This is a genomic window from Nonomuraea rhizosphaerae (assembly GCF_019396405.1).
GTDB lineage: Bacteria > Actinomycetota > Actinomycetes > Streptosporangiales > Streptosporangiaceae > Nonomuraea > Nonomuraea rhizosphaerae.
This window is the reverse complement of record NZ_JAHKRL010000503.1, coordinates 1-20,260: the sequence shown is the minus strand read 5'-3', so window position 1 is coordinate 20,260 and position 20,260 is coordinate 1. Positions and strand designations below refer to the sequence as shown.

Below are 20,260 nucleotides of genomic sequence, written 5' to 3'. Positions count from 1 at the left end.
CCCGGCCGCCCCCGCCCCGGCCGCCGGCGGCCGCAAGCCGGCCAAGCGGGCGGGCGGCGGCGCGAAGGCGGCGGCGGGCGGCGACGCGCTGGTCAGCCCCATGCAGGGGACGATCGTCAAGGTCGTGGCCGCCGACGGCGACACGGTGGCCGAGGGCGACGCGGTCGTCGTGCTGGAGGCCATGAAGATGGAACAGCCGCTCACCGCGCACAAGGCGGGCGTCGTCACGGGGCTGAGCGCGGCGGTCGGCCAGACCGTCACCTCCGGCGCCACGATCTGCGAGATCAAGGACGCCTGAAGCTGTGGGAAAGCTGGCAGTCTTCCGGTCGCGACACCACGTTTGACAACGCCGCGCGCTTGAACGACTCCGTACGGGTAGCGTGCGCTGTGAGGAACTTTGCCGACCGCCCGTTCGTCCTCATGGGCGAAGGAGGCTTGCTGCCAATGACCCATACGCTGCGCCGAGCAGGGGCCGCGATCGCGGCTCTGATCACCGGTCTAATCGTCGTCCTTGCGCTGTCCCCTGCCGCCAACGCGGCGGCGGCTCCCCCCGACGCACAGAGCGTTTTGTCCCATTGGAAGGACAAGAAGGACCCGCTCTTTGTGCAGTCCGGCTCGACGCTGACCTCCGATCAGCAGTCGGAGATCCGCGACACGTTGAAGGACTCCAAGAGTGACGTCTACGTCGCGGCGCTGCCCGACGGCACGTTGACGGGCTCGACCGCCAAGCCCTACCTCGACTCCCTCGGCAAGCTCACCGTGGCCGCCAAGGGCGGCGGCAACGTCACGGTCGCCGTGCTGGACGGCAACTCGCTGTTCGCCGAGTCCAACTTCGGCAAGCCCGGCCTCACCGACCAGTTGGCCAAGCTGGCGGTGCGCAACAATGACAACGTCGTGTCCGGCATGAACGACTTCGTGGAGCGCGTCAACCTCGCCGCCGAGGGCAAGCGCTCGGCTCTCGACTCCGGCCCCGTGGGCGGCGGTGGCGGCAGCGGCGCGCTGATCGCCCTCGGCGCGGTCGTCGTGGTCGGCGGTGGCGGCTACTTCCTCTACTCCAGGAACAAGAAGAAGAAGCAGGCCATCCAGGACGCCAAGGACCTGGCCGCGGTCAAGCAGACCGTCGAGGAGGACGTCACCAAGTTCGGTGAGGAGATCACCGCGCTCGACACCGACGTCACGCTCGCCGGCGAGGGCGGCGGCCACATCGCCGAGTGGCAGCAGGCGCTCGACTCCTACGAGAAGGCCAAGACGCAGCTCGCCGCCGTCACGCGGGCCGACCAGGTCCGCGAGGTGACCCAGACCCTGGAGGACGGCCGCTACGCGCTGGCCGTCGTCAAGGCCAGGGTCAACGACCAGCCGGTCCCCGAGCGGCGCGCGCCCTGCTTCTTCAACCCGCAGCACGGCCCGTCGGTGCGCGACGTCCGCTGGGCCCCGCCCGGTGGCGCGGTCCGCGACGTGCCTGCCTGCGCCTCCGACGCCGAGGCCGTGGAGCGCGGCTTCGACCCGCAGATGCGTGAGGTCATGGTCGACGGCCAGCGCCGGCCCTACTACGACGCGGGGCCCGCTTACCAGCCCTACGCCTACGGCTACTACGGCGGCTTCGGCGACATCATGACCGGCATGTTCATCGGCACCATGATGGGCAGCATGCTCGGCGGCGGCTTCGGCTACGGCGGTTACGGCGCCGGTTACGCCGAGGGCTACGCCGACGGCGGCGGCGACATGGGCGGCGGAGGCGACTTCGGCGGCGGTGGAGGCGGCTGGGGCGACTTCGGCGGCGGAGGCGACTTCGGCGGCGGAGACTTCGGCGGCGGCGACTGGTAGTCGCTCACCGCACGGTCGACCGGGCGCGCTCCCTTCGGGGGCGCGCCCACTTTTGTCGTGCCGGCTTTTGTGGTGGGGCGTTAGATGCCGATCGACGCCTCGGGCTGCATCAGCCGGCGGGCCGCCTCGGTGATGGACCCCGACAACGACGGGTAGACCGCGAACGTGTGCGCGAGCTGGTCCACCGTCAGCCGCTGCTGCACCGCCACCGACACCGCCAGGATCAGCTCCGAGGCCCGCGGCGCCACGACCACCCCGCCCAGCACGATCCCGGTGTGCGGGCGGCAGAACAGCTTGACGAACCCGTCGTTGAACCCCTGCATCTTGGCACGGGCGTTGGTGGCCAGCGGCAGCTTGACCACGTTCGCCTCGATCTCGCCCGCCTCGATGGCCCGCTGCGCCACCCCGACCGCCGCGATCTCGGGGTCGGTGAAGATGTTGGAGGCGACGGTGGCCAGCCGCAGCGGCTGCACGGCCTCGCCCAGCGCGTGCCAGACGGCGATGCGCCCCTGCATGGCGGCGACCGAGGCGAGCATGAGCACGCCGGTGCAGTCGCCGGCCGCGTAGACGCCGGGCGCGGAGGTGCGCGAGACCTTGTCGACCTTGACGAACCCGCCCTTGTCGAGCTGGACCCCGGCCTCCTCCAGGCCGATGCCGCCGGTGTTGGGCACCATGCCGACCGTCATCAGCGCGTGGGAGCCCTCGGCCGTGCGGCCGTCCTCCAGGGTGACCACGACCCCGTCGGCGGTGCGCTTGACGGAGGAGGCGCGCGAGCGGCCCATGACGTTCATGCCGCGCCGCCGGTAGACCTCCTCCAGCACCTCGGCGCCGTCGGCGTCCTCGTTGGGCATCATGCGGTCGCGGCTGGAGACCAGCGTGACCTCCGCGCCGAGCGACCGGTAGGCGCCGGCGAACTCGGCCCCGGTCACCCCCGAGCCGACCACGATCAGGTGCTCGGGCAGCGCGTCGAGGTCGTAGAGCTGGCGCCAGGTGAGGATGCGCTCGCCGTCGGGCTCGGCCCCGGGCAGGATGCGCGGCGTCGCGCCGGTGGCCACGAGGACCACGTCGGCCCTGATCGTACGGTCGCCCGCCCGGACGACCTGCGGATCGACCAGCCGCCCCCGGGCCTTAATGATCTCCACGCCCTCGGCGGCGACCCGGGTGGCGATGTCGGCGGACTGGGCCTGGGCCAGCTCCTTGACGCGTTTGTTCACCAGCGGCAGGTCGACGCTGGCCACGCCCACGTCGCCGTCGAGCCCGCCGGTGTAGGAGACGCCCAGCGAGGGCGCGTCGAGCAGGGCCTGCTTACGGACGGAGGTGGCGATGAGCGTCTTGGACGGCACGCAGTCGGTCAGCACGCAGGCGCCACCCGGGCCGTCCTGCTCGACCATGGTGACCTGCGCGCCTAGCTGCGCCGCCACCAGAGCCGACTCGTAGCCGCCTGGCCCGCCGCCGATGATCACGATCCTCGTCACGTGTACCATTCTCCCGCATGCCCCGAGCCGACGGCGAACGGGGCGGCCGGTCCCGCGCTAGTCTTAGCTGCTGTGCCTGTTTACGCGGCCTACGGCAGCAACATGGACCCCGAGCAGATGGCCATGCGCGCCCCTCACTCCCCGATGCGGGGTGTGGGCTGGCTGCAGGGCTGGCGCCTGACGTTCGGCGGGGAGGACATCGGCTGGGAGGGCGCGCTCTCCACCATCGTCGAGGATCCCGACGAGCACGTGTTCGTCGTCCTGTACGACGTGCCCGACTGGGACACCTCCTCGCTCGACCAGTGGGAGGGCGCCGCCCGCGGCCTCTACCACAAGGTGAGGCTGCGGGTGCAGACCCTCGACGGCGAGCAGGTGGCCTGGTTCTACGTGCTCGACGGCTACGAGGGCGGCCTGCCCTCGGCCCGCTACCTGGGCATCCTGGCCGACGCCGCCGAGCGGGCGGGCGCCCCCGACGACTACGTCAAGGAGCTGCGAGGGCGCCCCTGCAAGTCGCTCGGCGACTAGCCCCGGCAGCCGGATGATCACCGGCCTCACCACCGCTCCTGCGTCAATACGCATTCCTCCCCATGGCAGGCCCGCCGGGCCGCCCGTACCGTCCCTTTATTCGGGGAGCAGGGGACGGGGGCGAGACGGTGCGATCGCCATTCGCTCAAGGAGACATGCGCCAGTTCGGCGACTACTGGCTCGGCCGTCAGCTCGGCGCCGGCGGGCAGGGCGTGGTCTACGAGGCCTATGACGAGAGAGGCGCGCGGTCGGCGATCAAGCTGCTCAGGCCTGACCACGTGGAGAGCCCCGACGCCCGCGAGCGGCTGGCCAAGGAAGTCGCCGCGGCCGGGCGGGTGGCCGCGTTCTGCACCGCCAGGGTGCTGGCCGCCGACGTGGACGGCGCCCACCCGTACATCGTCAGCGAGTACGTGGACGGCCCCAGCCTGCGCAGAGCCGTACAGGAACGGGGTCCCTACGGCCCTATCGAGCTGCACAATCTCGCCATAGGCGCGGCCACCGCGCTGACCGCCATCCACATGGCCGACGTCGTCCACCGCGACCTGAAACCCGAGAACGTCGTCCTCGGCCCCGACGGTCCGCGGGTGATCGACTTCGGCATCGCCCGGGTCGACGGCGCGACCCTGACCGACCATGGTCCCTATCCCATCGGCACGCCCGCGTACATGTCGCCCGAACGCGTACGCGGTGAGCCGGCCGGACGCGCGGCGGACGTGTGGGCCTGGGGGGCGATCGTGCTGTTCGCCGCGACGGGCCGTCCTCCCTTCGTGGCCGGCAACCCGACGGCCGTCTACAACCTCGTGCTGACCAGACGGCCGGACTTCTCGTCCCTGCGCGGGCGGCTGCGTGACCTGGTGAGCGCCGCGATGTCGGAGGATCCCGCCGGCCGTCCGGCGGCGCGGGAGCTGCTGGAAAGCCTCGTCGGCGGCAAGAACGAGACGCAGCTGCTGATGGCGGCGGGCAGCAGGGCCGCCCAGGCCATGCGACGGCCCGACGATCTGACACCGGTTCTCGCCGAACGGCCACTGGGTGAGGTCGCCGAGGGCGTCTACGCGCGTCTCAGCCCCGAGGACAGATCGATTGTCCCCGGCGTCCTGCTGCGCCTGGTCCTGCCCGGCGACGGCGCCGACAACGCGCTGCGCCACGCCCGCACGCACGACCTCATGGACGGCACGCTCCCTTCTGAGCGGGTCGAACGGGTTCTGGGCGGCTTCTGCCACGAGGACCTGCTGATCCGTGAGGGTGACACGCTGAGGCTGGCCAGCGCGGCTTTGGTACGCGCCTGGCCGAGGTTACGCGGCTGGATCGACGCCGACCGGCCGGGGTTGCGCCTGCACGGCATGCTCAGCGAGGCGGCCCGGCTGTGGGAGGCGGGCGGACGCAACACCGCGGACCTCTACCGCGGCGCCGCCCTGCGGACGACCCAGCTGTGGCTCGGCGGCAAGCCCAGCCTGCCCGTCAACTACCTGGAACACACGTTCCTGTCCGCCTCGGCCATCCACGAGCGGAGGCGGGCCCGGCGACGGCGACAACTGCGAGCCGGCGTCGCGGGCTTGACCGCCCTCACCCTCGGACTGGTCTGTCTCCTCTTTCTCCTCCGCGACTCGGAGAGCCGACAGCTTGACGTGATCGCCGCCAGAAAGACGATGGAGATCGCCGACCAGTTACGGCCCAGCGACCCGGTCAAGGCCATGCTGCTGAGCGTCGCAGCCTGGCGCCTGGCTCCCGGCGAGCCCGCGACCGTGGGCGCGCTCTACAGCTCCCTCGCCCAGCGCGAGTCCCGGGTCTTCACCCCGCCGCGAAGGACCGGGGACGTGCACTACGACCTCAGCGGCGACGGCGGCACACTCGCCGTGCTCGCTGACGAAGTCCTGACGCTCTGGAATGTCGGCTCGGGCGGGCCTGTCCGCACTGTCCCCGTCAAGGGGAAGGCGAACGTCATGGCCTTGAGCCCCGACGGCAGCAGGCTGGCGGTCGGCGACGACCGTTCGGTGCGGCTATGGGACCTGTGGTTGGGACGCCAGATCGGCCCCGCCTTCGGTGACGGCGCGATCTCGCTCAGGTTCGCCGCGGGTGGGGACCTGCTGATCGTCGGCCATCCGTCCTATGGCTCGCAGATCTGGCGGCCGGCGGACACGCGCGTTCCACTGCTCGACCCACGCGACGAGGACCTGGCCGACATAGAGGTCTCACCCGATGGGCGGCTGTTCGCCCTGCTGTCCACCGGCGGACGGTACGAGTTGCGCGACGCGCGTGAACGGCTCTCCTCCGGCCGCGGACATGCCGTCGCCTTCGGTAGCGGGCAGGTCTTGGCCGTGAGCGACGGTGAGGACGTCCGCCTCCGGCACCTCACGAAAGGCCGCCAAGCGGACGTATGGCTGTACAGGGCGCGGGCCACGTCGATCACCTTCAGTACGGACGGACGGCATGTGGTCACGTACGACAGAACCGCCCTGTCCCTGTGGCGCTCCTCCGACGGCGTACGACTGCTGCGCCATCCGGTACAGGACGTGACGGGCCGCCCGCGCATCGGCAAGGGGGCAGGGCAGATCGTGTTCCGGCTGCCGGACGGACGGGTGATCCAGCTGAACGTCTGGCCCCTCACCCGTCACGAACCCCTGGTTCCCGGCGCCGTCGCCGGAGCGCTCAGCTCTGACGGACGTTACGCCGCCGTGCAGGGAGGAGGCGTCGTGGAGCTGCGGCGAGTCTCCGACTACCGCCTGCTCAGACGGGCGAAGTACGCCGGAAACGACGTCTTGAGGTTCGCCTTCGACCGTGACGGCACGATGCTGGCCATCGGCATGCCGTACCCGGCCAGGGTGGCGGTCTGGAACGTGCCGGACGGCCGGCCGGTCCGCAAGCCATTCAAGATCCCGAACGCCTATCAGATCGGCTCGCTGGCCTTCCATCCGCGCAACGGCACGCTGGCCGTCACCCCAATGCGCAACGTGTGGCGGAACGTCGAACTCTGGAACCCTCGCCAGGGCGCCAAGCTCGACACCCTCGACCAGGAGGGCAGCGACGCGATGGCGTTCAGCCCCGACGGCCGCTTCCTGGTGGTCAATGGATTCGACAACAGCGCGATCATCAACCTGACCAGCCGTAAGGACCGGCCTCACCCGTTCGGCAAGGGCATCGACGGCGTCCAGGGGTTGACCTTCAACCGGGACGGCAGCCGCCTCGCCACCGGTTGGACCACGACGGGCGTGGACGTGTGGGACACCACGAAACTGCACGTGGTCAGACCGCTGCCGGCCAAGGACGACGACGACCGGTTCACCATCGCGGCTTTCGCGCCGGACGGCCAGACGCTCGCGGCCGGCGGTGACTCGGGCCGGATCTGGCTCTGGAACCTCGCCGACGGGCAGCGGCTCGGCCTGCCGCTGCCCGCCCACGCCGGGCGCCTGCTGGGGCTGGCGTACTCGCCGGACAATCGCACGATCGTCAGCCTCGGCGCGGACGGCGTCCTCCGATCCACGGCCATCGACCCCAAGGCCGTGGCCGAAGCCGTCTGCCGAAGGGCGGGCGGCACCCTGTCGCCCCGTGAATGGGACGACTTCGTGGCCGGCACACCCGTGTACCGGCCTGTCTGCTGAATTCGGAAAGGATCAGCACCATGTCCGAAAGAGACATCCTCGTCACTGTCCTGCCGGAACTCGTGTTCCTTGACGACGACTCCCCCTCGGTCGAGATCGAAGTCATCGTCGAGGGGCGGGGCGCGGCGATCGAGGGAACGATCGTCGCTCCCGACGAGGAGACGGCGACCGTTCTGGAACTCAAGACCTGGGAAAAAGGCGAGAGCACCATCGGGACGGCGAGTCACAGGTTCCAGAGAAAGGACCCGACCGGCTGGTGGGAGGTGCGGCTCACGGTCGACGATGTGGAGATCGAGGAATCCGTACGCGTCTGGTGGAACACGCCACCTGGGAAAGTGGAGTTCGAGCGCTTCGCCATCTCGTCACCAGAGGTCGTAGCGGGGAAAGCTGTCCAGGTCGAGGGCATTCTCACCATGGCCGGCACTCCTTTGGGCGGGCACCCTGTCCTGATCGCCGTACACACACCGGACATGGACGAGCCCGAGTACCTGGAGATCACCAAAACCGCGTGGCGTACCGGCAAGTTCAACATCGACGTCTATCCCGATCAGAGCTGCGAGATCTACGCGGAGCTGCACATGCCAGACGGCATGACGAGCGCCCCGTTGTTCCTGAGCGTGCTGGGAGCAGGATCGGTATTCACCCTGAAATGCCCCAAGAAGGTCAACGGAAGCTACCTGCACGAAGGAACCGTTCCGGGAGGAGGAAGCGGACATCTAACTCTTTATTACGACCATCCAGCGGGCACCCAGAACAAAGCCATACCCGTCTACAAGAACGGCAAGAAATACACGACGGACGTCATCGGCGGTAAGTACACCGCCAAAACACAGACATACAACGGCAAGCACTGTTGGAAAGCTAGGTACATAACTTCGGGCGGCGCCCTGCACAAAGCCCCTTGGATCGGGCCCTGCCCGTGATGCTCACCCCACCGCCAGCAGACCGAGCCGCTGCGCGACCAGCACTGTGGCCAGCCGGTCTCTCGTCCGCAATTTCCGGTACAGGTTCTGCTGGTGCTTGGTGACCGTGCGGGGCGAGATCGCGAGCCGCCGCGCGATCGCGTGCGCGGTGAGCCCCTCGGCGAGCAACCCCAGCACCACCACCTCCCGCTGGGTGAGCCCGAACTCCGAGGGGTCACCGCGCTCGCGCGGAAGCGTGTCTTGATGGCGGCCCAGCTCGTACAGGTGCGCGTCCAGGGCGTTCAGCAGCGGCTGCAGCCGACGGGCGTACTCCTGATCCCGTTCCCCGAAGTCGCTCCCGTCCCGGCCCACGATCAGGCTGCGGAGGTGGCCTGATGGCGCGCGCAGGGGAACGGCCAGCTGGCGGGTGATCCCGATCGCGTCCCGCCCCGCGCGGAAGGCGGCGCTGCGGTACCAGTCCTTGCCCGCGACCTGGTCCAGGGTCAGCGCGACCTGCTCGTGACCGCTCGCGTACAGGCGCATGAGCGGGTGGACGTGCATGTGCGCGGTGATGAGCGAGTCCATCGGCACCCGGTGAAGCAGGTCGGGGACCCCGGTGACCATGCGCCCGGCCCCCGCCCGCCAGTCGAGCTCGGCGAGAAGGCTGATATTGCCGCGCAGTGACTCTGCGAGCTCCGCCACCACCAGCGGCCATGCCTGCTCGGGTGCCCGGCTTCTGATCAGATCACCCGCAAGGTCCAACATCCGTTCATAGTCGCGCCAGCCCAGAGCGCTCATGTCGCCAGCATCGATCGAGCTCAAGATCATTTCTAGGGCCCAGCCAGCGACAGAGGCTAGCTGAGCGGCTGGTCCTTCGTCTCCCTGAGCGCGAAGACGTACACCAGCGTCGAGATCAGCGCCAGCACCGACATGTACCACGGGAAGAGCCCGGCGTTGCCGACGTCCTTCAGCGCCGTGCCGATGAGCGGCGCGGTGCCGCCGAAGATCGCGACGGTCAGCGAGTACGGGAAGCCCGCCCCGGCCGCCCGCACCCGGGTCGGGAACAGCTCGGAGTTGACCGCCGCCGAGATCGAGGTGAAGCAGCCCAGGAAGACCATGCCGAGGCACTGGATGAACAGCAGGCTGGTGAAGGAGTTCGTCAGCGTGCCGAGCAGCGGCACCGGCAGGATCGTGAACGCCAGGCCGAAGGCGATCAGCATGGGCTTGCGCCCGATCCGGTCCGACAGCATGCCGAGCAGCGGCTGCAGCACCATGAAGAAGACCAGCGAGATCGTGCCGACGGTGAGCGACTCGCCCTTGTCGAAGTTCACGTTCTGCTGCGCGTAGGTCGGCAGGAAGGTCGTCCAGGTGTAGTAGGCGACCGTGCCCGCCACGGTGATGCCCACGATGAGGGCGGCCTTGCCCGGGTAGCGGACCAGGAACTCGAACAGCTTCGGCCGCTCGGTCCTGCCCTCCTGGATCTCGCCGACCACCGCGCTGGTCTCCTCGGCGCCCCTGCGGATCCACAGGCCGACGAGGCTGATCACCGCGCCGACCAGGAAGGGGACGCGCCAGCCGTACGAGCCCATGTCGGCCTCGGAGAGGCCGGCGGCCAGGAGCGCGGCCAGGCCGGAGGCGAGGAGCTGCCCGATGGTGGTGGAGACGTACTGGAAACTGGAGAAGAGTCCGCGACGCCCGGGAGGGGCGGACTCGACCAGGAACGTGGTGGCGGCGGCGAACTCACCGCCGACCGACAGGCCCTGGATCAGCCGCGCCAGCGTCAGGATGATCGGCGCGAGCACCCCCACGGACGCGTACGTCGGCGTGACGGCCAGCAGCAGTGAGCCGCCGCCCATCAGGATGATCGTGAACGTCATGGCGGCCTTGCGCCCGTACCTGTCGGCGAAGGCGCCCACCAGCAGCCCGCCGAGCGGCCGCATGAAGAAGCCGACCGCGAACACGGCGAACGCGCTCAGCACCGGCACCAGGCTGTTGTCGCCCGCCTTGGGAAAAATCTGGTCGGCGAAGTAGACGGTCAGGAAGCTGTAGGTGTACCAGTCGAACCACTCGACGACGTTGCCGATGCTGGCCGCCATCAGCTGGCGGACGCGGCTCCTCGGGATGCCGATCGGCGATTGAGCTTGGGGAGGTGTCGCCACGGGAGCTCCTTTGCTGGCAAGAGCGCAGATGCCTTACTGTGCATTTGGACGACCGAAACAGTCAAATCCCTGACTTCATATTGACGAATCCGACACAGAAACGGTCCCTTGTGGATGTTCTCGACCGGCGACTGGTCGCCGCCCTTCAGGTCAGCCCCCGCGCCTCGTGGGGCGAGATCGGGCGGGTCGTGGGCGAGCACGAGCGCACGGTCGCGCGACGGCTGCAACGCCTGATCGCCGACGGCGTGGTGCGCGTCACCGCCATCTACGACGACCTGCGCACGGGTCACGGGCGTCCGGTCCACCTGCACGTACAGGTGCGCCCGGGGACGGCCGTGCAGGTCGCCAAGGCGCTGGCCGACCGGCCGGACACGCGCTCGGTCTACGCCCTGACCGGCGCGGCCGACCTGGGCTGCGAGCTGGTGGCACGCTCTCGCGAGGAGCTGCACGACATCCTCTCCACGCAGGTCAGCGAGATCGACGGGGTCCTGCAGACGCAGACGCAGGTCGTCCTCCACACGTTCAGGACCGTGGCCGAGTGGCACGCGCCCTACCTCAGCGAGCAGGAGGCGGCCCGGTTACGCCCGGACGCGCCCGCCGAGCCCCTGCCCGACCACGACGGCCTGTCACCTCTGGAGCAGGACGTCGCCGAGCTGCTGGCCGCCGACGGCAGGATCGCCTTCACCACGATCGCCGAGCGGCTCGACGTCTCGGTGCCGACCGCGCGCAGACGCGTGACCTCCCTGTTCGAACGGCGGCTGCTGCTGCCCAGGGCCGAGGTGGAGCCCGCGCTGCTCGGCCTGGAGACGGAGGCCGTCCTCTGGCTCAAGGTCCGCCCGCGCGGCCTCGACCGGGTCGGCCACGGGCTGGCCGCGCACCCCGGCGTGCGTTACTGCGCCGCCACCTCGGGCACCCATTCCGTGGTCGTCCAGGTGACGGTGGCGCACGAGGCCGCCCTCTACCGTTTCCTGACCGGCGTGGTCGGCCCGCTCGACGACGTCATTGACATGGACGTCACCCTCATCACCCGCGCCTACAAGCGCGGCCACCTTCACAAGTCCGGACTGCTCACCCTGGAGAGAACACCATGACGCCCGCCGAGAACGAAGTCGCCGACCTCTGCGTCGAGCTGATCCGCATCGACAGCAGCAACTACGGGGACGGCTCGGGCCCCCGCGAGCGGGCCGCCGCCGAGGCCGTCATGGCCAGGCTGGACGAGGTCGGCATCGAGGCCACCTACGTCGAGAGCGAGCCGGGCCGCGGCAACGTCGTCACCCGCGTCGAGGGCAGCGACCCGTCGCTTCCCGCGCTGCTGGTGCACGGCCACCTCGACGTCGTGCCGGCCAACGCCGCCGACTGGTCGGTGGACCCGTTCGCGGGCGAGGTGCGCGACGGCTACATCTGGGGCCGCGGCGCCGTGGACATGAAGGACATGGACGCGATGATGCTGGCCGTGCTGCGCGACATGACCCGCGAGGGCCGCCGGCCGCGCCGCGACCTCGTCTTCGCCTGGCTGGCCGACGAGGAGGCGGGCGGCGTGTACGGCGCCAAGCACCTGACCGCCCACCACCCGGAGCTGTTCGAGGGCGTCACCGAGGCGATCAGCGAGGTCGGCGGCTACTCGCTGGAGGTGGACCCGTCGCTGCGGCTCTACCTGATCGAGACCGCGCAGAAGGGCCTGAGCTGGATGAAGCTCATCGCCGACGGCACCGCCGGGCACGGCTCGATGCTCAGCCCGGACAACGCGGTCACCGAGGTGGCCAAGGCCGTGGCCAGGATCGGGGCGCACGAGTGGCCGATCACGCTCACGCCGACGGTCCGGACGTTCCTCACCGAGGTCGCCGACGCGTTCGGCATCCCGTTCGACGAGACGGACCCCGCCCCGATCCTGGACAGGATCGGGCCGCTCGTCCGGTTCGTCGGCGCGACGCTCAGCCACACCGCCAACCCGACGCAGCTCGACGCCGGCTACAAGGCGAACGTCATCCCCGGCCAGGCCACCGCCGTGGTCGACGGCCGCTTCCTGCCCGGCCACGAGGAGGAGTTCTTCAAGACGGTCGACTCGCTGCTCGGCCCGAAGGTCCGGCGGGAGTTCGTGCACCACGACATCGCGCTGGAGACGAGCTTCGACGGCGACCTGGTCGAGTCGATGATCGCGGCGCTCAAGGCCGAGGACCCGACCGCGCGAGCGGTGCCGTACTGCATGTCGGGCGGCACCGACAACAAGACGTTCTTCGCCGACCTGGGGGTGCGCGGGTTCGGGTTCGTGCCGCTGCGGCTGCCCGGGGACATGGACTTCGCCTCGATGTTCCACGGGGTGGACGAGCGGGTGCCGGTCGAGGCGCTGCAGTTCGGGGTGCGGGTGCTGGACAGGCTCCTCCTAAACTATTGAGCGTGAGCAGAGACGCGTACACCCTGGCCGAAGAGGCCGCGAAGGCGCTGAAGAGCGCGAGCGGCCTCGACACCTTCGATGTGGCCCTCGTCATGGGGTCCGGCTGGGTGCCGGCCGCCGACGCGATCGGCGAGGCGGTCGCGGAGATCCCGTTCACCGAGCTGCCCGGGTTCTCCGCCCCGGCCGTGGCCGGGCACGGCGGCAAGATCCGCGTCATCCGCACGCCCGGCGGGCGGCACGCGCTCGTCTTCCTCGGCCGCAGCCACCTGTACGAGGGCCGCGGCGTCGACTCGGTGGTCCACGGCGTGCGCACCGCGGCCGCCGCCGGCGTCGGCACGATCGTGCTGACCAACGCGGCCGGCGGCCTGCGCCCGGAGACGCAGCAGGTCGGCGACCCGGTGCTGATCAGCGACCACATCAACATGACCGGCACCAACCCGATCACCGGCACCACGTTCATCGACCTCACCGAGGTCTACTCGCGGCGGCTGCGCGAGCTGGTGCGCGAGGTGGACCCGTCGATCGCCGAGGGCGTGTACGTGGCCTTCCGCGGCCCGACCTACGAGACGCCGGCCGAGATCCGCATGCTGCGCACGCTGGGCGGCGACCTGATCGGCATGTCCACCGTGCTGGAGGCCATCGCGGCCCGCGAGGCCGGGCTGGAGGTGCTGGGCGTCTCGCTGGTCACCAACCCGGCCGCCGGGCTGGCCGGCGAGCCGCTCGACCACGAAGAGGTGCTGCAGGTCGGCCGGGCGACGGCGGCCAGGATGGGTACCCTGCTCGCCAAGATCGTGGACCGGCTGTGAACCAGGATCGTGGACCTGCCGTGAACCCGGACGAACCGGCTGCGAGCCAGGATCGTGGACCCGCCGTGAGTCTCGTCAAGGAGGCTCGGCTCTGGCTGGCGCAGGACCCCGACCCGGAGACGCGCGCCGAGCTGTCGGAGCTGATCGAGTCGGGCGACGAGGCCGAGCTGCGCGAGCGGTTCGGCGCCAAGCTGGAGTTCGGCACCGCCGGGCTCCGCGGCGAGCTGGGCGCCGGCCCCAACCGGATGAACCGGGTGACCGTCATGCGCGCCGCCGCGGGCCTGGCCCAGGTCCTCGGCGCGGGCAGGCACGTGGTGATCGGCTACGACGCCCGCTACAAGTCCGACGTGTTCGCCCGTGACACCGCCGCCGTGCTGACCGGCGCGGGCCTGCACGCCTCGCTGCTGCCCTGCCCGCTGCCGACCCCCGTGCTGGCCTTCGCCGTACGCCATCTCGGCGCGGACGCCGGGGTGACGGTCACGGCCAGCCACAACCCGCCCCGCGACAACGGCTACAAGGTCTACTGGGGCGACGGCTCGCAGATCGTGCCGCCGATCGACGGTCAGATCTCGGCCGCCATCGAGGCCGTGGGCCGCGTCGACGAGCTGCCGCTCGACGGCCCCGGCACGCTGACCGAGCTGGGTGACGACATCGTCGACGACTACATCGACGCGGTGACGGCGCTGCCGCTCGGCGACGCGCGTGAGCTGCGGGTGGCGTACACGCCGCTGCACGGGGTGGGCGGGGCGACGCTGACCGGCGCGTTCCTGGCCGCCGGGTTCGAGAGCCCGATGGCCGTGGAGGAGCAGCGCAACCCCGACCCGTCGTTCCCGACGGTGGCCTTCCCCAACCCGGAGGAGCCCGGCGCCATCGACCTGGCCGTCGAGCTGGCCAGGAAGATGAGCGCCGACATCGTGCTGGCCAACGACCCCGACGCCGACCGCTGCGCCGTGGCCGTGCCGCTGGGCGACGGCTCGTGGCGGATGCTGACCGGCGACGAGGTGGGCGGGCTGCTCGGCGAGCACGTGATCACGCACACGTCCGGCGACCGCATGGTGGCCACCACGATCGTCTCCTCGACGCTGCTCGGCAAGATCGCCGCCGCTCACGGCGTCCGCTACGGCGAGACGCTGACCGGCTTCAAGTGGATCATGCGGGCCGCCCCCGGCCTGGTCTTCGGCTACGAGGAGGCGATCGGCTACAGCGTCGGCTCCGACGCCGGGCCGCCGGTCAACGACAAGGACGGCATCGGCGCCGCGCTGACCGTGGCCGGCATCGCCGCCGCCGCCAAGCGCGACGGGCGCGGCCTGCTCGACCTGCTCGACGACCAGGCCGTCCGCTACGGGCTGCACGCCACCACGCAGCTGTCGGTCCGGGTCGAGGACCTGTCGCTGATCTCCGACGCCATGGCCCGGCTGCGCGCCGCCCCTCCGGTCTCCCTGGGCGGCCGTACGGTCGAGCGGGCCGACGACCTGAGCCTGGGCGAGGGCGGGCTGCCGCCCACCGACGGGCTGCGCTACACGCTGTCGGGCGACGCCCGGGTGGTGGTGCGGCCGTCGGGGACCGAGCCCAAGCTCAAGTGCTACCTGGAGGTCGTCGTGCCGGTGACCGGGGAGGTGGCCGACGCCAGAGCCCGGGCCGCCGGGGAGCTGGCGGCGCTGAAGTCCGACGTCGGCGCCGTGCTGGGGCTTTGAGCGGGGCCTTCAGGCGAGCCTGAACTCCAGGTCGGTGTCCCAGTTGTTCATGTCGGGCTCGACGCGCGGGTCCGTCCGGTAGATCTCCAGGCGGCAGCCCCAGTGCTCGGTGTCGCCTTCACGGCTCATGTCCCACTTGAGCCCTTGGTCGTCGCCCCAGGCCAGCAGGTTCGTGACCACCTCCATCAGCCCGTCGGGGTGACCGTGGTGGCGTACCGTCGCGTACGTCCCCGCGGGCAGGGTGGCGGCGAAGATGTCGCCCTCGCCCTCCATCGGGGCGGTGACCGGCACTCCCGCCTCGACGTCCAGCCGGTCCGGCATGTCGATGGACCGGTACCGGAAGAACGGCCCGCCCGCCACCTCCCCGCCGTACGCGTGCACCCACCCGACCATCTCCCCGATGCGGTCGGCTATCACCGCGAACGTGGTCATGGTGATGATCCTGCGGATCCCGATGTAGGGGCGTTCCGGATGCTCAATGATGTTCGGCATTGTTCTGCCCTCCTTCACTACCTGTACGAGCCGGCGCGCCGAAACTCATCGGCAGCCCGAAAAGAGGGAACAGCCGCGGCTCCAGATAGGTGGTGTCCCCCGTGATCCGGCCGCCGCGCACCTCGACGACCACCAGCGCGAACGCCTCGCCCCTGAGGTACTGGCCGAACGCCGGGCACCCGCCGACCGTCCCCGCCCGCACCAGGCGCGAGCCCTGGCAGTACACCTCCCCGGCCATGGCCGCCCCGCGCAGGGTCGCCTCGATGGCGTCTCGGCCGCTCAGCCACCACACGAACGGCGGCATCGAGGACGTGGCGTCCTCGTGCAGCAGGGCGACGAGCCCGTCCACGTCGTACCGCTCGAAGGCGTCCACGTAGCGTTCGAGCAGCGCCTCGTCCACCTCGTCAGGTTGTGGCTGAGCGGCGGCGGGGAGGGCCGCCCTGGCGCGCTGCAACGCGCTGTTGACCGAGGCGACGCTGCCCTCCAGCAGCTCGGCCACCTCGGCGGCGCTCCAGCGCAGCACGTCGCGCAGGATGAGCACGGCCCGCTGCCGAGGCGGCAGGTGCTGCAACGCGGCCACGAACGCCAGCCGTACCGTCTCCCGCACGACCGCGACCTCGGCCGGGTCGGCGGGCAGCACGCGGCTGTCGGGGACGGGCAGCACCCAGGCGCTCTCGGGCAGCGGCGCGCCGAGGTCGCCGCCCGGGACGGCGGCGGGCCCCATGTCCATGGCCCTGGCCCGCCGCTGCGCGCCCTTGAGCATGTCGAGGCAGACGTTGGTGGCGATCTGGAACAGCCACGGGCGCAGCGGCGCCCGGCTCGGGTCGTGGTCGCCGCGCCAGGCCTTGACCAGGGTCTCCTGCACGGCGTCCTCGGCCTCGAAGCCGGAGCCCAGCATGCGATAGCAGTAGCCGGTCAGCTCCGCCCGATAGTGTTCCGGATCCATCAGACCGGTGTCACCTCGATCTGGAGCTCCGTCACCCATTCCGCCACATTATCGGGGCAGTGCAGGGACAGCTCCCTGGCCAGCCCCTGGGAGCGGAGGCCGTTCTCGTCGATCCAGTGCGCCAGCGTCTGGAACGTGGGCCCGACGTCGTCCATCGCGCCGTGGTGGATGATCGTCGCCGCCGTCCTGATGGACGGCAGCACGACCACCTCGAAGTCGTAGCGGTCCTGTGGCCCGACCGACACGGGGAAGGCGACGTGCACCATGACCGTCCCGTCGTCCTCGGGGATGTAGTACGCGATGCCGGGCCCCTGGATGGCCACCTGCGCCGCCTCCAGCCGTTCGCACAGCGAGGCGAACAGCGGCTTGATGACCGGGCCGATGTCCACGCCTTCGTAGCTGGCGGCGCGAGCGCTGATCTCGGCGACCGTGACCGCCGGGACCTCCTTGAGCACGACCTCGTCCGTCTTCATGTGCCCCTCCGTCTCGATGGAGCGGAGCCTCGCCTCGACGCCGCGCAGCCTGGCCAGGTCGGCGCTGATCTGCGCCTCCAGCTGGGCGCGGCGCAGGCGGACCATGCCGTGCAGCTCCTCCGCGCTCACCTTGTCGTCGAGGATCGCCCTGACCTGCTCCAGGGTGAAGCCGAGGTCCTTGATCGCGACGATGCGGTTGAGCCTGGACAGTTGCGCGGCCTGGTAGGACCGGTAGCCGGTGACCGGGTCCACGTGGGCCGGTCGCAGCAGCCCGATCGCGTCGTAGTGGCGCAGCATGCGCACGGACACGAGCCCGAGCCTGGCGAAGTCTCCGATGCCGAACATGACCTCTCCAGGTGTAGGACCTCACACGGTGTCAGGGTCAACCTATGGCGCTTTCGTGCTGTTTGTGATTATTGTGAGTGCGCAACCGAACGTTCGGTAGGTGGCCATGCTGGAGACTTATCTCACCGATCGCGACGCCGACGCGAGCCTGCGGATCAGGACAGCGGCGGTGCTGCTGTTCGCCCGGCAGGGGTACGCGGCCACGAGCGTCCGGGACCTGGCCCGGGCCGTCAACATGACCAACGCCGGCATCTACCACCACGTGTCCAGCAAGGAAGCCCTGCTCGCCGACCTCATGCGGGAGGCGCACCGCGGCCTGATCGACTCGACCGTCCGCGTGCTCGCCGGGGTCAGCGGGCCGGCCGAGCGGCTCGGGCTGCTGATCAGCTCACTGACCGCCATCCACGCGCTCAACCCGATGATCACCCGGGTGATGGACGGGGAGCTGCGCTCGCTCACCCCGGCCTCCAGCGCGTACGACGAGATCATCGGGCTGCGCGACGCCTACGAGGACCAGTGGCGGCGCACCCTGGCCGACGGGGTCGCCGGCGGCGTCTTCCGCGTCGCGGACCAGCGGCTGACCCGGCTCGCGCTGATGTCCATGTGCACGGGCACCAGCGAGTGGTACCGGCACGACGGCGACTCCTCGCTCGACCAGGTGTGCGCGGAGTTCGTCGCGATCGGGCTGGCGGCGGTCCGCGCGCCGGTCCCGATGATCACCCGTCCAGATCTGTCCCTGCTGCCCATCTATCCATGGGAGCCGCCGGATGTCCTTCCCCTCTCCGCCCCGTACCGTTCCTGACCTGATCGCGCACGCCGCCCGCACGTACGGTGAGCGCGAGTTCCTCCGCTTCCCCTCCGCTTCCCCTGGCGCCTCCCTGAGCTTCGCGGAGGCGCACGCGCGAAGCGACCTGCTGGCCGGGGCGCTGGTGGCCAAAGGAGTGCGGCCCGGCGACCGGGTGGCCGTCATGATGGAGAACGTCCCCGGCTGGCCGCTGAGCTGGTTCGCGATCCTCAAGGCCGGGGCGGTCACGGTGCCGGTGAACGTGCGCTACCGGGCCGCGGACCTGGAGCACGTGCTGGGCGACTCGGGGGCGGTGGCCACCATCAGCACGGCCGAGCACGCGCCGCACATCCCGGGGCCGGTGTGGACCCTGGACGCTCTGGCCGACACCCCTTTCTCCGGCATTTCTCCCAGCGCGGACGATGTCGCGAATTTTCAGTACACGTCGGGGACTACCGGTTTTCCGAAGGCGTGCATGCTCACCCACGCCTACTGGCTCAGAACCGCCCAGATCATGGCGGACCTCGTACGCCTCCGCGAGGACGACGTCATGCTCATCGCCCAGACGTTCTCGTACATGGACCCCCAATGGGCCACCCTGTTCTGCCTGGTCGGCGGCGTCCCGCTGGTGGTCCTGCCGCGCTTCTCGGCCTCCGGCTTCTGGCCCGCCGTACGCGAGCACGGCGCGACGCTCACGTACGTGCTGGGCACCATGCCCCTGCTGCTGCACAAACAACCGCCGAGCCCGCTCGACCGGAGCAACAGGATGCGGCTGGTCCTCTGCTCGGGCATCGCGCCCGACCTGCACGCGGTGTTCGAGGAACGCTGGGGCGCGCCGTGGCGCGAGCTGTACGGCTCGACCGAGAGCGGCCCCGACCTCCTCGCCGCCCCCGAGGCCACCGACACCGTCGGCACCGGCGCCATGGGCCTGCCCCCGCCGGGCAAGGAGGTCACGATCGCCGGCGACGGCGAGATCCTGGTGCGCGGCGAGCCGATGATGAACGGTTACTGGAACCACCCCGAGGCCACCGCCCAGGCGTTCCGCGACGGCTGGTACCACACCGGCGACCTCGGCTTCCGCGACGCCGCCGGCTACATCCACCACGCCGGCCGGCTGAAGGACATGGTCCGGCGCGGCGGCGAGAACATCTCCTGCGCCGAGGTCGAGAACGTCCTCGGCCGGCACCCCGCCGTCCTGGCCGTCGCCCTGGTGCCCATCCCCGACGAGCTGTTCGGCGAGCTGCCGAAGGCGTTCATCCAGCTCCGGCCCGGCCACGCCGCCGACCGCGAGACCGCCATGAGCGTGATCGAGCACGCCCGCACGCGGCTGGCGCGGTTCAAGATCCCGGCGTACGTGGAGTTCGTGGACGGGTTCTCGCTGACGCCGTCCGCCCGCATCGAGAAGCGCTACCTGCTCCAGCCCGTACGCGACCAGCGCGCCGGAGCCATCCCCATCCCCCGAGAGACATCGCCGTGACCACGACCACCGCCCTCGTGCTGAACCTTCCCCTGGAGACCACATGATCGACGTGACCGTACGCGACGAGGTGGCAGTGATCACCATGCGACGGCCCGAGAAACTGAACGCCCTCACCCCCGACATGCGCCGCGACCTCGCCGCGGCGGTGCGCGCCCACGGCGACGGCAAGCTGGCCAGAGGCATCGTGGTCACCGGCACGGGCAGGGCGTTCTCCGCCGGCGAGGACATCGCCCAGGCCATGGGCAACTCCATGCTCGACGAGGTCGAGCTCTTCCACGACCTGACCAGGTCCGTCCTCCAGACACAGGTGCCGGTGGTCGCCGCCGTCAACGGCCTGGCCGTCGGCGGCGGCGCCGAGTGGGCCCCC

Annotated in this window: 18 protein-coding genes; 12 read left to right on the top strand and 6 right to left on the bottom strand. The window is 70.5% G+C overall.

Annotated features, from left to right (window positions below):
• On the top strand, positions 1 to 298 hold a 298-nt coding region (locus KME77_RS26320), incomplete at its 5' end, for an acyl-CoA carboxylase biotin carboxyl carrier protein subunit (RefSeq protein ID WP_308250908.1).
• 146 nt (positions 299 to 444) lie between these two features.
• A complete protein-coding gene (locus tag KME77_RS26315; RefSeq protein ID WP_246610771.1) occupies positions 445 to 1,824 on the top strand; it encodes a hypothetical protein in 1,380 nt (459 codons plus the stop codon).
• Positions 1,825 to 1,904: 80 nt separating this feature from the next.
• On the opposite strand, the gene KME77_RS26310 is transcribed toward KME77_RS26315, so the two are convergent.
• Positions 1,905 to 3,299: an NAD(P)H-quinone dehydrogenase gene (locus KME77_RS26310; RefSeq protein ID WP_219471627.1), complete on the bottom strand. Its 1,395-nt coding sequence runs from the start codon at positions 3,297 to 3,299 to the stop codon at positions 1,905 to 1,907.
• Positions 3,300 to 3,371: 72 nt separating this feature from the next.
• Between KME77_RS26310 and KME77_RS26305 the strand changes: the two genes are divergently transcribed.
• The 3 genes from KME77_RS26305 to KME77_RS26295 all read left to right on the top strand — a co-directional run bounded on the left by KME77_RS26305 (position 3,372) and on the right by KME77_RS26295 (position 8,343).
• Positions 3,372 to 3,824 carry a gamma-glutamylcyclotransferase family protein gene (locus KME77_RS26305; RefSeq protein ID WP_219471626.1) on the top strand — a complete coding sequence of 151 codons (453 nt, stop codon included), beginning with the start codon at positions 3,372 to 3,374 and terminating at the stop codon, positions 3,822 to 3,824.
• A gap of 155 nt (positions 3,825 to 3,979) precedes the next feature.
• Positions 3,980 to 7,420 carry a serine/threonine-protein kinase gene (locus KME77_RS26300; RefSeq protein WP_219471625.1) on the top strand — a complete coding sequence of 1,147 codons (3,441 nt, stop codon included), beginning with the start codon at positions 3,980 to 3,982 and terminating at the stop codon, positions 7,418 to 7,420.
• A gap of 20 nt (positions 7,421 to 7,440) precedes the next feature.
• Complete coding sequence (locus KME77_RS26295) at positions 7,441 to 8,343, top strand: hypothetical protein (protein ID WP_219471624.1); 903 nt, start codon at positions 7,441 to 7,443, stop codon at positions 8,341 to 8,343.
• Between the two features lie 3 nt (positions 8,344 to 8,346).
• On the opposite strand, the gene KME77_RS26290 is transcribed toward KME77_RS26295, so the two are convergent.
• Complete coding sequence (locus KME77_RS26290) at positions 8,347 to 9,087, bottom strand: helix-turn-helix transcriptional regulator (protein ID WP_219471623.1); 741 nt, start codon at positions 9,085 to 9,087, stop codon at positions 8,347 to 8,349.
• Positions 9,088 to 9,176: 89 nt separating this feature from the next.
• The gene (locus tag KME77_RS26285; RefSeq protein ID WP_308250907.1) at positions 9,177 to 10,481 is read right to left on the bottom strand and encodes an MFS transporter; all 1,305 of its coding nucleotides are present in this window, start codon (positions 10,479 to 10,481) and stop codon (positions 9,177 to 9,179) included.
• 110 nt (positions 10,482 to 10,591) lie between these two features.
• Here KME77_RS26285 and KME77_RS26280 point away from each other — a divergent pair, with 110 nt between their 5' ends.
• The 4 genes from KME77_RS26280 to KME77_RS26265 all read left to right on the top strand — a co-directional run bounded on the left by KME77_RS26280 (position 10,592) and on the right by KME77_RS26265 (position 15,373).
• Complete coding sequence (locus KME77_RS26280; RefSeq protein WP_219471622.1) at positions 10,592 to 11,572, top strand: Lrp/AsnC family transcriptional regulator; 981 nt, start codon at positions 10,592 to 10,594, stop codon at positions 11,570 to 11,572.
• Positions 11,569 to 12,873, top strand: coding sequence for a M20/M25/M40 family metallo-hydrolase (locus tag KME77_RS26275; protein ID WP_219471621.1), 1,305 nt, complete (start codon positions 11,569 to 11,571; stop codon positions 12,871 to 12,873). The genes KME77_RS26280 and KME77_RS26275 overlap by 4 nt, the downstream gene beginning before the upstream one ends.
• A 2-nt stretch (positions 12,874 to 12,875) precedes the next feature.
• The gene (locus KME77_RS26270) at positions 12,876 to 13,679 is read left to right on the top strand and encodes a purine-nucleoside phosphorylase (protein WP_219471620.1); all 804 of its coding nucleotides are present in this window, start codon (positions 12,876 to 12,878) and stop codon (positions 13,677 to 13,679) included.
• A 65-nt stretch (positions 13,680 to 13,744) separates the two neighbouring features.
• A complete protein-coding gene (locus KME77_RS26265; RefSeq protein WP_219471619.1) occupies positions 13,745 to 15,373 on the top strand; it encodes a phospho-sugar mutase in 1,629 nt (542 codons plus the stop codon).
• Between the two features lie 9 nt (positions 15,374 to 15,382).
• Here KME77_RS26265 and KME77_RS26260 read toward each other — a convergent pair whose 3' ends face one another.
• The 3 genes from KME77_RS26260 to KME77_RS26250 are packed head-to-tail and all read right to left on the bottom strand — an operon-like array spanning position 15,383 to position 17,629.
• Complete coding sequence (locus tag KME77_RS26260; RefSeq protein WP_219471618.1) at positions 15,383 to 15,865, bottom strand: GyrI-like domain-containing protein; 483 nt, start codon at positions 15,863 to 15,865, stop codon at positions 15,383 to 15,385.
• Positions 15,849 to 16,811 carry an RNA polymerase subunit sigma-70 gene (locus KME77_RS26255; protein WP_219471617.1) on the bottom strand — a complete coding sequence of 321 codons (963 nt, stop codon included), beginning with the start codon at positions 16,809 to 16,811 and terminating at the stop codon, positions 15,849 to 15,851. The genes KME77_RS26260 and KME77_RS26255 overlap by 17 nt, the downstream gene beginning before the upstream one ends.
• On the bottom strand, positions 16,811 to 17,629 hold the full coding sequence (locus KME77_RS26250; RefSeq protein ID WP_219471616.1) for a MerR family transcriptional regulator: 819 nt from the start codon (positions 17,627 to 17,629) through the stop codon (positions 16,811 to 16,813). The genes KME77_RS26255 and KME77_RS26250 overlap by 1 nt, the downstream gene beginning before the upstream one ends.
• 106 nt (positions 17,630 to 17,735) lie before the next feature.
• Here KME77_RS26250 and KME77_RS26245 point away from each other — a divergent pair, with 106 nt between their 5' ends.
• The 3 genes from KME77_RS26245 to KME77_RS26235 all read left to right on the top strand — a co-directional run.
• Positions 17,736 to 18,431 carry a TetR/AcrR family transcriptional regulator gene (locus KME77_RS26245; protein WP_219471615.1) on the top strand — a complete coding sequence of 232 codons (696 nt, stop codon included), beginning with the start codon at positions 17,736 to 17,738 and terminating at the stop codon, positions 18,429 to 18,431.
• A complete protein-coding gene (locus KME77_RS26240; protein ID WP_246610767.1) occupies positions 18,397 to 19,890 on the top strand; it encodes an AMP-binding protein in 1,494 nt (497 codons plus the stop codon). Before KME77_RS26245 ends, KME77_RS26240 begins: the two co-directional genes overlap by 35 nt.
• Positions 19,891 to 19,933: 43 nt before the next feature.
• Positions 19,934 to 20,260, top strand: a 327-nt coding sequence (locus KME77_RS26235) for an enoyl-CoA hydratase/isomerase family protein (RefSeq protein WP_219471614.1), incomplete at its 3' end; no start/stop codon positions are given.

Excerpts from the sequence above, each read along its gene's own strand:
- KME77_RS26300 (WP_219471625.1), top strand. The coding sequence starts at position 3,980 with ATGCGCCAGTTCGGCGACTACTGGCTCGGCCGTCAGCTCGGCGCCGGC.
- KME77_RS26275 (WP_219471621.1), top strand. The coding sequence starts at position 11,569 with ATGACGCCCGCCGAGAACGAAGTCGCCGACCTCTGCGTCGAGCTGATC.
- KME77_RS26240 (WP_246610767.1), top strand. The coding sequence starts at position 18,397 with ATGTCCTTCCCCTCTCCGCCCCGTACCGTTCCTGACCTGATCGCGCAC.
- KME77_RS26250 (WP_219471616.1), bottom strand. The coding sequence starts at position 17,629 with ATGTTCGGCATCGGAGACTTCGCCAGGCTCGGGCTCGTGTCCGTGCGC.
- KME77_RS26260 (WP_219471618.1), bottom strand. The coding sequence starts at position 15,865 with ATGCCGAACATCATTGAGCATCCGGAACGCCCCTACATCGGGATCCGC.
- KME77_RS26295 (WP_219471624.1), top strand. The coding sequence starts at position 7,441 with ATGTCCGAAAGAGACATCCTCGTCACTGTCCTGCCGGAACTCGTGTTC.
- KME77_RS26255 (WP_219471617.1), bottom strand. The coding sequence starts at position 16,811 with ATGGATCCGGAACACTATCGGGCGGAGCTGACCGGCTACTGCTATCGC.
- KME77_RS26290 (WP_219471623.1), bottom strand. The coding sequence starts at position 9,087 with ATGTTGGACCTTGCGGGTGATCTGATCAGAAGCCGGGCACCCGAGCAG.
- KME77_RS26245 (WP_219471615.1), top strand. The coding sequence starts at position 17,736 with ATGCTGGAGACTTATCTCACCGATCGCGACGCCGACGCGAGCCTGCGG.
- KME77_RS26315 (WP_246610771.1), top strand. The coding sequence starts at position 445 with ATGACCCATACGCTGCGCCGAGCAGGGGCCGCGATCGCGGCTCTGATC.